The following is a 12,570-nucleotide window of genomic DNA, read 5'->3' on the forward strand; positions in this document are numbered from 1 at the left end:
CATGCACACGATGTTCCAGCTGCTGGCGGCGGACGCGCCGGCCCAGTTGCTCCCGGCCCGACAGCTCATGGCCTTCACCCTGGCGTCGCACATCATCCTGGTGCCGCTGGGGGTGGCCCTGCCCTTCATCACCCTGCTGATGCACTACCGCGGCATCCGCCGCAACGACCCCACCGCCCTGCTGCTGGCACGGCGGTGGTCGGCCGTCATGGCGGTGCAGTTCGCCGTCGGCGTCGTCACCGGCACTGTCCTGTCCTTCGAGTTCGGGCTGCTCTGGCCGGGGCTCATGGGGAAGTGGGGCGACGTGTTCGGCATCGGCTTCGGTGTCGAGGCGTGGGCCTTCTTCCTCGAAGCCGTGCTCATCGCCGTGTACCTGTACGGCTGGCGCCGGCTGAAGCCCCGTACGCACTTCCTGCTCGGCCTGCCGCTGCCGGCCGCCGCGCTGATGGGGGCGTTCGGCATCCTGGCCGCCAACTCGTGGATGAACACCCCGCAGGGCTTCACCCTCGACTCCGCGGGCAATCCGGTCGACGTGGACATCTGGAAGGCCGTCTTCACCCCGATGTTCGGTCCGCAGTACTGGCACTTCGTCGTGGCGATGGTGCTGACCGCGGGGTACGTGGTGGCCGGGGTCTACGCCGTCGGCTGGCTGCGCGGCCGCCGGGACCACTACCACCGGCTCGGCTTCACCGTCCCCTTCACCGTCGCCGCCATCGCCACCCCGATCCAGTTCTTCCTCGGCGACTCCATCGCCCGGCAGGTGTTCCACAAGCAGCCGGTGAAGTTCGCCGCCCTGGAGATCGTCTGGGAGACCGACACCCACGTCCCCGAGTACCTGTTCGGGCGGCTGCACCCGGACGGGACGGTCTCGGGCGGCATCAAGGTCCCGCAGCTCGACTCCATCCTGGCCGGCTTCAGCCCGGACACGAAGGTGATCGGGCTGTCCTCGGTGCCCGAGAGTGACCGGCCGAACGCCACGCAGGCGACCATCGCCCACTGGGCCTTCGACCTCATGGCCGTGATCGGGTCCGTGCTGGTGCTGCTCGCCCTCTGGTACGCCGTGGTCTGGTGGCGGCGCCGGAGGCTGCCGGAGTCCAGGTGGTTCTGGCGCAGCGCCGCCTGCGCGGGCGTCGCGTCCGTCGTGACCGTGGAATGCGGCTGGATCGCCACCGAGGTGGGGCGCCAGCCGTGGATCGTCTACCAGAACATGCGGGTCGCCGAGGCGGTGACCGCGACGCGCTCGACCACCTTGTGGATCATGTTCGGGCTGGTGATCGTGGTGTACGTGTTCGTCTTCGGCGCGTTCCTCGCGGTCCTGTTGAAGATGCGCACCCGATGGCGGCTCGCCGACGAGCAGGAGGGGGCGGGGCCTGTGGTCGAGGCACCGGAGACGGACACACCGTACGGTCCGCGCTCGTCCGTCCCGTCCTCGTCGTCCTCGTCCTCGTCCTCGTCCGGGGAGGGCCGCCCGTGACCGCCGACGTCATCGCCTTCGTGCTGCTGCTCGCCGTGACCGCGTACACCTGCGCGGGCGGCACCGACTACGGGGCCGGGTTCTGGGACCTGACCGCGGGAGGGACGGAGCGGGGCAAGCGGCCCCGGTGGCTCATCACCCACGCGATGGCCCCGGTCTGGGAGGTCAACAACGTCTGGCTGGTCTTCATCTTCGTCATCATGTGGACGGGGTTCCCGGTCTTCTTCCAGACGGTGTTCTCCGCCATGTGGGTGCCCCTCGCCCTGGCCGCCGTCGGCATGGTCCTGCGCGGCGCCGGCTTCGCCTTCCGCAAGGCCTCGCAGCGGACCGCCGGGCGGCGCCTGTTCGGGGCCCTGTTCGCCGTGTCCTCACTCGTGACCCCCTTCTTCCTCGGCGCGGCCGTCGGCGGGATCGCCTCCGGCCGGGTCGCGCTCGGCACGGAGGCCTCGGCCAAGGCCTGGTCCAACCCCACCTCCCTGATGTTCGGGCTGCTGGCCATCGCGACCACCGCCTTCCTCGGAGCCGTGTTCCTCTCCGGCGACGCCCGCCGCTTCGACGCGCCCGATCTGGTCGACCACTTCCGGGGGCGGGCGCTGGCCTCGCTGGCCGTGGTCGCCGTACTGGCCGTGGTGGCGCTGTTCGTCACCCGCACGGACGCCCCGTACGTGTGGCGCGGCCTCACCCACGGCCCGGGGCTCGTCTTCGTCCTCCTGGCCGCGGCAGCCACGTTCGCCACGGCATGGCTGCTGCTGCGCCCGCCGGGCATCTGGGTACGCGTCACGGCCGTCGGGGTCGTCGCGGCGGCGGTCCTGGCCTGGGGCATGGCGCAGCGTCCCTACCTCATCCCCACCTCGATGACCGTCGCCGACGCCGCGGGCTCCCCGTCCACCCTCACGTGGCTGGTGTTCGTCACGCTGGTCGCCCTGGTGATCGTCGCCCCGGCCGTCTTCCTCCTGTACTGGCTGGACACGCACGGCGAGCTGGAGTCGCTCACCGACGCCGACCTGCGGCGCGGCGGCGCCGGACCGGGCGAGGGCGCCGATGGGGCCTGAGCGCCGTTCCCGGGGGCCGGGCGGCCGTCCGTCGGGCCGGGGAGGCCGGAGGGCGACGCCGTCGTGACCGAGGACCAGATCCTCCTCGGCGTCGCCCTGACGGTGGCACTGGCCGCCTGCTGCCAGATCCTCGCCGGGAAGCTGCACGTACCGGCGCTGCTCCTGCTGCTGCCGGCCGGTTTCGTCGCCGGGGCGCTGACCGGCGTCATCCATCCGAACAACCTGATCGGGGCGGAGTTCTCCGCCGTGGTCTCCCTGTCGGTGGCGGTCATCCTGTATGACGCCGGGCTCGGGCTCGACCTGAGCCGGCTCACCGGCCGCACCCGGGGGATCGTCGGCCGGCTGCTGGTGGCCGGCGTTTTCATCACCTTCCTGGCCGTCGTCGCCGTCGCCCCCGCCCTGTTCGGCATGTCCCTGGCCAGTGCCGCGATGCTGGGCGTGATCCTCGTGGTGTCGGGCCCGACGGTCGTGGGGCCGCTCCTCGAATACGTGCGGCCCACCGACAAGCTGCGGCGCGTCCTCGTCTGGGAGGGGACGCTGATCGACCCGATCGGCGGCATCCTGGGGGCGCTCGTCTTCCATGCCCTCTCCTCCTCGCAGACCGTCCTGGGCCGGGGCTACCAGCTGGGCCAGTTCGCGCTCAGCATGGCCGTCGGCCTGGCCGGCGGCGTCGCGGGCGTGGCTCTGCTGTGGCTGACGCTGCGCGTGCTGCGGCTCGGCGAGACACTCGGCACGATCGCCCAACTGGCCGTGGTGATCGTGGTGTCGGCGGGGTGCGACGTCGTCCGCGACGACACCGGGCTGATCGCCGCGACGGTCACCGGTCTGGCGGTCGCCAACCTCCCCGGATTCGACATGCCCGCCCGCCGGCCCTTCTTCGAGACACTGGTCCAGCTGATCATCGGTCTGCTGTTCGTCTCGATCTCCTCGACCGTCACCCCGGCCTCCCTGCGGCCCGTACTGCTCCCCTCGCTCGCCCTCGCCGCGTTCCTGGTCCTGGTCGTACGGCCGCTGGTCGCCTTCCTGTCCACGGGGAAGTCGGGGCTGACCCGCGGGGAACGGGGGTTCATCGGCTGGATGGCCCCGCGTGGGATCGTCGCCGCCTCCACGGCGTCCGCCTTCGCCACCGGCCTGGCCGACCAGGGCCTGGCCGGGGCCGGGAAGATCCTGCCCGTCACCTTCCTGGTGATCGTGGGAACGGTCCTGCTCTACACCCTGACCGCCGCGCCCGTGGCGCGCAGGCTCGGCGTGGCCCGCCCCTCCCGCTCGCGCCCCCTGCTGGTCGGCGGCGACCACTGGGTCGTCGACATGGGCAGGGCCCTGAGGTCGGCCGGGCTCGACGTCCTCATGTGGGCCGGCGACGCGGAAGCACGGGAGCGGATCAGGGACGCCGGACTCGAACTGGCCCAGGGGGAGCTCCTGGCCACCGCCACCAACCCGCGCGCCCGGCTGGAGGGCGTCACCACCGTCTTCCTGCTCACGGACGACGACGACTTCAACGCGCTGGCCTCGGTCGTGGTGGAGGGCAACGTCGAGGGGCCCGTCTACCGGGTCGGGCCCCCGCACGAGGGCACCGGCGTCGTCGCCCCCTACACGGGCGGCGACGTCCTCTTCGGCGCCCCTCTGGTCCGGCACGTCCTGGCCGAGCGGTACCGACGGGGCGCCCGCTACCTGGTGCAGCCGGCCTCCCGGCCCGTCCCGGCGGACTCCGAGACGCTGTTCGTGGTGCGCGCCGACGGCAGGCTCCACCCGGTCACCGAGGGCGGGACCGTCTCCCCGGCGGCGGACGACCTCCTCGTCCTGCTCGGTCCCGTACCGCGTCTGGAGTGACCGCGGCGGGGGCGACCGCACCCGGGGTGACCGCGTCCGCCACCTCTCTCCCCCGCCGTCAACGACCCGACCACCGCGCTCCAGGTGCTCGACCAGATCGAGGCGTTCCTGCACACGGTCGGCCGCACCGGCCTGCGCAACCGCTACGTGCTGGCCGACCGGGACGGCACGCCGCGGCTGGTGGTGCAGGGCCGGGACTGGGAGGACTATCTGCAGCTGACCGTGACCGAGATCCGCGAGTACGGCACCTCGTCCGTCCAGATCTGCCGACGGCTCCGCGCCCTGCTGGAGGGCCTGCTCAGCGCCCTGCCGCCGGGCCCCCTGCCGGCCGTCCGCACCGAACTGACCCTGCTGCGGGAGGCCGTCGAGCGCGAGTACCCCGACCCCGCCCGCCGCACCCGGGCCCGCACCCCCGACCCCCAGGGCATCGGCGCCCGCCCCCGCTCCGACTGACCGGTCAGGTGGTGGCGACCGGGAGGACGTCCGGGGAGAGGGCGGCGGCGTGGGCCGCGGCGGAGGTCATGCGGCGGCGGTGGTGGCGGCGGCAGAGGACCTCGTAGCCGATCTCCTCCGACGGGCGGTTCACGTCGCCGACGACGACCTGCTCGCCCTCGACGACCATCACGCCGCCGATGGTGCGGGCGTTGTGGGTGGCCCGGGCGCCGCACCAGCACAGGGCCTCGACCTGGAGCTGCTCTATCCGGTCGGCGAGTTCGATCAGGCGCTGCGAGCCGGGGAAGAGCTTCGTGCGGAAGTCCGTGGTGATACCGAAGGCGAAGACGTCCTTGCCGAGGTCGTCGACGATCCGGGCCAGTTGGTCGATCTGCTCCGGCGCCAGGAACTGGGCCTCGTCGACGATCACGTAGTCCGCCTTGCCGCCCTGGGAGAGCTCGCCCACGAGGTAGGCGTAGAGGTCCATGGCGTCGGCGACCTCCACCGCTTCGGTGACCAGGCCCAGACGGGAGGACAGCTTGCCCTCGCCGGCCCGGTCCTGGCGGGTGAAGATCACGCCCTGCAGGCCGCGGGCCGAGCGGTTGTGCGTGATCTGGAGCGCCAGAGTGCTCTTTCCGCAGTCCATCGTTCCGGAGAAGAACACCAGCTCGGGCATGGGGAGTACGGACCTTTCGGGTCGTGGGCGGGTACGGAGTGGTGACCGGAGGGGTCAGGTACGGATTTCGAGCAGCGGGACGAGCTGTTCCGCCGCGGTCATGGAGCCGTGCATTCCGGTGAGTGCCGACTCGTTGGGCTCGTTGCGCGAAGCGGTGATCGCGACGTCTGCCTGGGCCGCCGCGACGACATCGCCGATCCGGCCGAACACGCGCTCGTCGCACTCCCCCGGCGGGCCGAACCAGCCCAGTTCCAGGGCCTCTTCGCGGCTCGCGACCCAGAAGCGGTCGCCGAGCACCTCGCGCCACACCGTCAGCACGTCGGCCTCCGCCCCCGGCACCGCGTACACGTGCCGGGCCCGGCCCTCGCCGCCCAGCAGGGCGACGCCTGCGCCCAGCTCCCAGTCCTCGTCGAAGTCGATCCGCGCGTCCTCGTCGAAGGGGACGTCGACCATGCCGTGGTCGGCGGTCACGTACAGCGCGGTGCGCGGCGGAAGCTGTTCGGCGAGCCGCTGGACGAGCCGGTCCACGTACATGAGCTGGCCCCGCCAGGCGTCGGAGTCCACGCCGTGGCGGTGTCCGGCCCCGTCGAGCTCGCTGTAGTAGGTGTAGACGAGCGAGCGGTCACCGGCGGCGAGGCGTTCGGCGGCCACGTCCATCCGCTCCTCGCCGGTCATCCGGCCGAGGAAGGTGCCGCCGCTCAGGGCGACCTTGGTGAGCGGGGTGGTCTGGAAGGCGGGCGAGGACACCTGGGCGGTCGCCACGCCGGCCTTGTCGGCCTCGTGGAAGACCGTCGGGTACGGCTGCCACGGCTTCGGCGGCGCCCACGGGTGCCAGCGGAGCTGGTTCATCAGCTCGCCGGTCGCGGGGTTGCGCACGGCGTAGCCGGGCAGTCCGTGGCGGGCGGGCGGCAGCCCGGTGCCGACGGAGGCCAGCGAGGTGGCGGTGGTCGCCGGGAAGCCCGCGGTGATCGGGCGCCCGGTGCCGCCGCGCGAGCTGCCGAGGAGGGAGGTGAGGTACGGGGCCTCGTCCGGGTGGGCCTTGATCTGCTCCCAGCCCATGCCGTCGACGAGGAAGACGCAGTTGCGGTCGGCCGGGGTCAGCTCCGCGATGGCGGCGGTGTAGCCGGGGACGCCCTGGCCCGCCACGAGCGTGGGCAGCAGGTCGGCGAGCGAGCCGGCGCCGTACTCCGGGAGGGGGGCGCCGGCCAGGTCCAGCAGCTCCGGCTCGGTCCAGTCCTGCGGTGCGGGGTACACCATCAGCGGGCGGAGGTGGTGGAGGTCGCCGCGGTCGCCTCGGACAGGGCCTGCGCGAAGACCAGGGTCTGGCGCACCGCCTCCGGTCCGTCGCCGGCCTCGCTGACCCGCAGGCTGAGGTCGTCGGCGGTGGAGTTGCCGGTGTAGCCGTGGTCGGAGTCGCAGTTGGGGTCGCCGCAGGCGGCCGGCTCCAGGTCGATCCGGGAGACCGCGCCCCAGCCGATGGTCAGGACGACCTCGCGGGGCAGGGTGCCGGGGGTGTAGGACTCCGGGTTCGCGACGACACGGCTCAGCACCACGGAGGAGATGCTGGAGAGCTTGACCGACTCGGTGGAGGTCGTCGCGTACGGGGACGGGGACCCTGCGTCGGCGGCCTGCTCGTCGGTGTGGCTGACGATGAAGCGGTTGCCGGTCAGGACGAGGACGGTGACATGGCGGCGCACCTCGTTGGAGTCGAAGGTCGTCTCCTGGTGGACCAGGTACGACGAGATCGGCTCGCCGCCCACCGCGGCCTCCACCGCCTCGGCCACGAGGGCCGGGTAGTAGCCGCTGCGCTCGATCGCCGTGCGCAGCCCCTGGGTCGTCGTACCGGATTTCGCCATGGGGTCAATGGTAAGGCCCCTCGGGTGCCCTCCTACCGCGCCGTACCCGGTCAGTAACTGGGGAGGGTCCGCGGCCCGAGATCGCCACGGGCGGGCGGATGGGCGACCCGGACGGTGGCGCTCAGCACGGAGGTCCCTTCGGCGGCGACGACGACCGGCTCCAGGGAGACGCCGATCACCTCGGGATGGTCGTCGACGAGCCGGGACAGCCGCAGGAGCACCTCCTCCAGCGCGGGGGTGTCGACGGGGTCGCTGCCGCGCCAGCCGAAGAGGAGGGGCGCCGCCCGGATGGACCGGATCAGTCCGGCGGCGTCCCGGTCGGTGGCGGGCACCAGCCGGTGGGCGGTGTCGCCGAGCAGCTCGGAGGCGACCCCGGCGAGCCCGAAGGAGAGGACGGCGCCGGCGGCCGGGTCGATGACGGACCGGACGACGGTGTCGACGCCGCGCGGCACCATGGCCTGGATCACGGGCTGGAGCTCGGCGGGCTTGCCGAGCGCGTCGGTGAGCTCCTCGTAGGAGCGCCGCAGCTCGGCCTCGTTCGTGAGGTCGAGCCGTACGCCGCCCAGGTCGGCGCGGTGGCGCAGGTGCGGGGCGGTGGTCTTGAGGGCGACCGGGTAGCCCAGGATCCCGGCGGCCCGGGCGGCGGCGTCGGGGCTGGGCGCGGGGAGCGTGGGCAGGACGCGGATCCCGTAGCGCGCGAGCAGTTCGCGGGCGTCCCCGTCGCTCAGGGTCAGTACGGCCCCGCCGTCGACGTCCGCGAGCAGCCCGGCGAGCTGGGCCGCGGCGCCGGCCTCGTCGATGTCCTCGTACTCGGGGACCTGCCCGGCGTCGGCGAGGGCCCGCCGCCACTGCCCGTACCGCACGGCCTCCGCGAGGGCCTTCACGGCGCGCTCGGCGGCGGGGTAGCCGGGGATCCGGTCCGGGTCGGCGGTGGCGGTGGCGGTGGCCGCGGGGGCAGCCGGGGTCCACGGGCCGCCCGCGGCGGGGCGGTCCGGCGCCCCGGCGTCGGGGGCCCGGGTCGCGGACAGGGCCCGCACCAGCTCGGCCAGTTCCACGTGCACGACCGCCACCGGCTTGCCGGGGGCCTCGGCGACGGCCTCGCGGAGCGCGTCCGCCAGGTCGTCGGCGAGGGCGTGCTCGCTGACCCACGGGATGGCGGTCACGATCACCGCGTCGCAGTCGTCGGAGGCGAGGGCGGCGGCCAGGGCGGTGCGGAAGTCCTCCGGGGACGCCGCGGTCGTCAGGTCCAGGGGCGGCAGCGGCCGCAGGCCCTGGGTCAGGCAGGCGTCGTAGGTGAGGACGCCGAGGGACTCGGAGTTGCCGAGGATGGCGATACGGGGTCCGGCGGGCAGGGGCTGCGAGGCCAGCAGCAGGCCGACGTCCACCAGCTCGGTGACCGTGTCGACCCGGATGACGCCGGCCTGTCGCAGGAGGGCGGAGACGGTGTCCTCCGACAGGCGGGTGCCGGGGACAACGTGTCCGGCGGGGGTGTGGCGGCCGCCCTTGGCGACGACCACGGGCTTGACGGCCGCCGTGCGGCGGGCGAGGCGGGTGAACTTCCGCGGGTTGCCGAGGGTTTCGAGGTAGAGCAGGGCGACGTCGGTCGCCTCGTCCTCGTACCAGTACTGGAGGATGTCGTTGCCGGAGACGTCGGCCCGGTTCCCGGCGGAAACGAAGGAGGACAGGCCTTCGCCGCGCCGGAGCAGCGCCGAGAGCAGGGCGATGCCGATCGCGCCGGACTGGGTGAACAGGCCTGTGCGGCCGCGCACCGGCATCGGCGCGGGGGTCAGGGAGGCGTTGAGCTCCACCTCCGGGGCGGTGTTGATCACCCCGTAGGCGTTGGGTCCGATGAGGCGCATCCCGTACGAGCGCACCTGCCGCAGCAGCTCGCGCTGGCGGGCGAGTCCGGCCGGGCCGCTGTCCCCGTATCCCGCGGAGAGGACGACGAGCCCCTGCACGCCGTGCTCGCCGCAGGCGGCCACCGCGTCGGGGACCCGGTCGGCCGGGACGGCGATCACCGCGAGGTCGACGGGGGCGTCGATGGCCCCGACGGTGCGGTAGGCGCGCACCCCGTCGAGGAGGTCGCGGGTGACGGCCTCGTTGACGGCATAGAGGTGGCCGTGGAAGCCGCTGTCGCGCAGGTTGCGCAGTGCGGCCGCGCCCACGCCTGCGCCGGAGCGGCTGACGCCGACGACCGCCACCGAGCCGGGGGCCAGCAGGCGCTGCACGGAGCGGGCCTCGGCGCGCTGTTCCCGTGCGCGCTGCACGGCGAGGGACTCGGCGGTGGGTTCGAGGTCGAGGGTGAGGTGGACGGAACCGTCCTCGAAGCTGCGCTTCTGCTGGTAGCCGACGTCCGTGAACACCTTGATCATCTTGGTGTTGGCGGGCAGTACCTCGGCGGCGAACCGGCGGATGCCGCGCTCGCGGGCCACCGCGCCGATGTGTTCGAGGAGTGCGGAGGCGACCCCGCGGCCCTGGTGGGCGTCCTGGACGAGGAAGGCGACCTCCGCCTCGTCGGCGGGGGCGGAGGCGGGCCGGCCGTCGGGTCCGATGCGGTCGTAGCGGACGGTGCCGATGAACTCCTCGCCGATGGTCGCGGCGAGGCCCACCCGGTCCACGTAGTCGTGGTGCGTGAAGCGGTGCACGTCGCGGTCGGAGAGCCGGGGGTAGGGCGCGAAGAAGCGGTAGTACTTCGACTCGTCCGAGACCTGCTCGTAGAAGCTGACGAGCCGGCCCGCGTCCTCGGTGGTGATGGGCCTGATCCGGGCGGTGCCGCCGTCGCGGAGGACGACGTCGGCTTCCCAGTGGGCCGGGTAGGACGGGTCCGACTCTATGGTCATGCGCCTACCTTACGGCCGGACCGAGGCGGACAGCGCTCGCGCGGCGTAGCAGGCAAGCCGGGTCGAACCGGTGCAAGCTGGGGAAGGTCGAGGGGCGGCGGCATTGAGGCCGAAGGCCGGTAGGAGCATTCGGGATGCCGTGAGAGACTGGTCTAGACAACGTTGAGAACCTGAAGGGCATCACCATGGCAGAGCGCCGCGTCAACGTCGGCTGGGCCGAGGGCCTGCACGCTCGTCCCGCCTCGATCTTCGTCCGTGCGACGACCGCTTCCGGCGTCCCGGTGACCATCGCGAAGTCCGGCGGCGACCCCGTCAATGCCGCCTCCATGCTGGCGGTACTGGGCCTGGGTGCCCAGGGTGGCGAGGAGATCGTCCTCGCCTCCGAGGCCGAGGGCGCGGAGGTCGCACTGGACCGCCTCGCGAAGCTGGTCGCCGAGGGTCTCGAAGAGCTCCCCGAGACCGTCTGACCCTTCGGGTTCACCCCGTACGACACGAGCGGCCCGGCCGCGGCCCCGGACGGGGGGCCGCGGCCGGGCCGTTCTGTCGTTGCGCAGAGGCACGGAAGGCCGGGCCCGGGGAATTCGGCTCCGGCTGAAAAGGGCCGATGCGACAGCGCCGTGCGAGATCACGCGCGGTCCGCAGGAATTCGGCGCAGCGAATTACGCCGCGCACAGAATTCGCGCGATGCCATCCTTTGTATACGGCTCCTGTTAATGCCGGCCGCTCGACATGTTTACGGCAGGTTGCGAAGAGCTCACCGCCGGCCGTTTCCGCAGCCGGTGCGCGGCGGCCGCGCGGTCGGCGTGGACCGCGGCCAGCGCCCGCGCCCGCTCGGCGTCCCCGCGCGCCACCGCGTCCACGATCGCGCCGTGTTCCGCCCAGGACTCCGCCGGCCGGGCCGGCACCTCCACCACGAACATCCACGCCACCTTGTGCCGCATCTGCGTGAGCAGCGCGATCAGCCCGGGACTGCCGGAGGCCTGCGCGAGGGTCTCGTGGAACCAGCCCCCGAGCGACCGCAGGTCCTCGCCCTGCCCCCGCCTGGCCCGCTCCTGCCCCAGCCTGACCAGCCCCCGCAGCACCTTGAGGTGCGCGTCGGTGCGGCGCCGGGCGGCCCGGGCGGCCGCCAGCGGCTCCAGCAGCATCCGCAGCTCCAGGAGGTCCGCCGCCTCCTGCGCCGTCGGCTCGGCCACACAGGCCCCGGCGTGGCGCCGCGTGGTCACGAAGCCCTCGGACTCCAGGGTCCGCAGGGCCTCGCGGACCGGGACGCGCGAGACCCCGTACCGGCGGGCCAGCACCTCCTCGGTCAGCCGACCGCCCGGTTCGAACACCCCGGAGACGATGTCGTCGCGAATTGCCGTGCATACCGCGTGCGCAGGAATACGCAAGACTGAACCTCCGCCTATTTCCGATCACCAGCCCCCATGCGCACCCACGCGCATGCCACGACTCTATTGCAGCACAGCATAATTTCGAGAGCGGGCGGGAATCCGAAACATTGCGTCCGGGCGCAAAAACACGAAGACCCCGGCTCGGGAGGCGGGGTCTTCGTGAAGCTGTGCGCCGTACGCGCGGCGCGGTGAGCGGCGCCGAGGGGTCAGAGGCTGACGCCGTGTGAGCGCAGGTAGGCGATCGGGTCGATGTCCGAGCCGTACTGCGAGCCGGTACGGGCCTCGAAGTGCAGGTGCGGGCCGCTGGAGTTGCCGGTGGAGCCCGACAGGCCGATCTGCTGGCCCGGGGTGACCTGCTGGCCGACGGAGACGCTCAGCGAGGACATGTGGCCGTACTGCGTGAAGGTGCCGTCGTTGTGCTTGATGACGACGTTGTTGCCGTACGCACCGCCCCAGCCGGCCTCGACGACGGTGCCGAAGCCCACCGCGTGGACCGAGGTGCCGGAGGCGGCGTGGAAGTCGATGCCGGTGTGGCTGCCGGAGGACCACATGCCGCCGCCCGCCTTGTACTGCGTGCTGACGTACGAGTCGCCCAGCGGCGCGACGAAGGTGTTGAGGCGCTTGCGCTCCTCCTCGCGGGCGGCGCGCTCGGCGGCCTCGCGCTCGGCCTTCGCCTTGGCCTCGGCGAGGCGCTTGGCCTCGGCGGCCTTCTGCTTGGCGTCGGCCTCGGCCTGGGCCTGGGCGGCGGCGTGCTCGGCGGCGCGCTGCTGGGACTCGGCCTGGTCCTGGATGTCGCCCGCGAGGTCCTCGGCGACGACGACGGCGCCCAGCCCGTTCTCCGGGGCGGAGCTGCTGTGGTTGTCCGCGGCGAAGGCCGGGGCGGCGAGGGAGCCGACCACACCCGTGGTGGCGATCGCGGCGATACCGGCGTAGCCGGCGGTCTTCTTGCTCAGGCGGCTGGAACCACGGTGCTTGCCGGTACCAGCGGGACGACTGCCAAACGCCATGAAGGGTTTGAT

The 12,570-nt window shown here is 72.9% G+C and carries 10 protein-coding genes and 1 pseudogene; 5 read left to right on the forward strand and 6 right to left on the reverse strand.

Translation table 11 applies throughout. The features are described from left to right. The first annotated feature begins 1 nt into the window (after position 1). From ACIPXC_RS09125 to ACIPXC_RS09140, 4 genes and pseudogenes are all read left to right on the forward strand, one after another. Entirely contained in the window at positions 2 to 1,474 is a 1,473-nt protein-coding gene (locus tag ACIPXC_RS09125; protein WP_401615119.1) for a cytochrome ubiquinol oxidase subunit I, read from the forward strand. Next, the gene (locus tag ACIPXC_RS09130) at positions 1,471 to 2,526 is read left to right on the forward strand and encodes a cytochrome d ubiquinol oxidase subunit II (protein ID WP_401615121.1); all 1,056 of its coding nucleotides are present in this window, start codon (positions 1,471 to 1,473) and stop codon (positions 2,524 to 2,526) included. Before ACIPXC_RS09125 ends, ACIPXC_RS09130 begins: the two co-directional genes overlap by 4 nt. 63 nt (positions 2,527 to 2,589) lie before the next feature. Next, the gene (locus ACIPXC_RS09135; protein WP_401615123.1) at positions 2,590 to 4,356 is read left to right on the forward strand and encodes a cation:proton antiporter; all 1,767 of its coding nucleotides are present in this window, start codon (positions 2,590 to 2,592) and stop codon (positions 4,354 to 4,356) included. Positions 4,357 to 4,413: 57 nt separating this feature from the next. Then, positions 4,414 to 4,809, forward strand: a pseudogene (locus ACIPXC_RS09140) (DUF2254 family protein); the annotation flags it as partial. Positions 4,810 to 4,813: 4 nt separating this feature from the next. Here the strand turns inward: ACIPXC_RS09140 and ACIPXC_RS09145 are convergent. The 4 genes from ACIPXC_RS09145 to ACIPXC_RS09160 are packed head-to-tail and all read right to left on the reverse strand — an operon-like array spanning position 4,814 to position 10,160. Beyond that, on the reverse strand, positions 4,814 to 5,464 hold the full coding sequence (locus ACIPXC_RS09145) for a thymidine kinase (protein ID WP_401615125.1): 651 nt from the start codon (positions 5,462 to 5,464) through the stop codon (positions 4,814 to 4,816). A 54-nt stretch (positions 5,465 to 5,518) separates the two neighbouring features. Continuing rightward, positions 5,519 to 6,721 carry an alkaline phosphatase family protein gene (locus ACIPXC_RS09150; RefSeq protein WP_401615127.1) on the reverse strand — a complete coding sequence of 401 codons (1,203 nt, stop codon included), beginning with the start codon at positions 6,719 to 6,721 and terminating at the stop codon, positions 5,519 to 5,521. Then, a complete protein-coding gene (locus tag ACIPXC_RS09155) occupies positions 6,721 to 7,320 on the reverse strand; it encodes a DUF5998 family protein (RefSeq protein ID WP_386394243.1) in 600 nt (199 codons plus the stop codon). The genes ACIPXC_RS09150 and ACIPXC_RS09155 overlap by 1 nt, the downstream gene beginning before the upstream one ends. A gap of 50 nt (positions 7,321 to 7,370) precedes the next feature. Continuing rightward, the gene (locus ACIPXC_RS09160) at positions 7,371 to 10,160 is read right to left on the reverse strand and encodes a GNAT family N-acetyltransferase (protein WP_401615128.1); all 2,790 of its coding nucleotides are present in this window, start codon (positions 10,158 to 10,160) and stop codon (positions 7,371 to 7,373) included. 185 nt (positions 10,161 to 10,345) lie between these two features. Between ACIPXC_RS09160 and ACIPXC_RS09165 the strand changes: the two genes are divergently transcribed. Next, on the forward strand, positions 10,346 to 10,627 hold the full coding sequence (locus tag ACIPXC_RS09165) for an HPr family phosphocarrier protein (RefSeq protein ID WP_031146520.1): 282 nt from the start codon (positions 10,346 to 10,348) through the stop codon (positions 10,625 to 10,627). Between the two features lie 243 nt (positions 10,628 to 10,870). Here ACIPXC_RS09165 and ACIPXC_RS09170 read toward each other — a convergent pair whose 3' ends face one another. Next, positions 10,871 to 11,548, reverse strand: a complete 678-nt coding sequence (locus tag ACIPXC_RS09170) for a GntR family transcriptional regulator (RefSeq protein WP_401615131.1) — start codon at positions 11,546 to 11,548, stop codon at positions 10,871 to 10,873. Positions 11,549 to 11,757: 209 nt separating this feature from the next. Then, positions 11,758 to 12,558: a M23 family metallopeptidase gene (locus tag ACIPXC_RS09175; RefSeq protein ID WP_401615133.1), complete on the reverse strand. Its 801-nt coding sequence runs from the start codon at positions 12,556 to 12,558 to the stop codon at positions 11,758 to 11,760. Positions 12,559 to 12,570: the final 12 nt, after the last annotated feature.

The sequence above is a fragment of the Streptomyces sp. NPDC090021 genome (assembly GCF_044748225.1).
GTDB lineage: Bacteria > Actinomycetota > Actinomycetes > Streptomycetales > Streptomycetaceae > Streptomyces.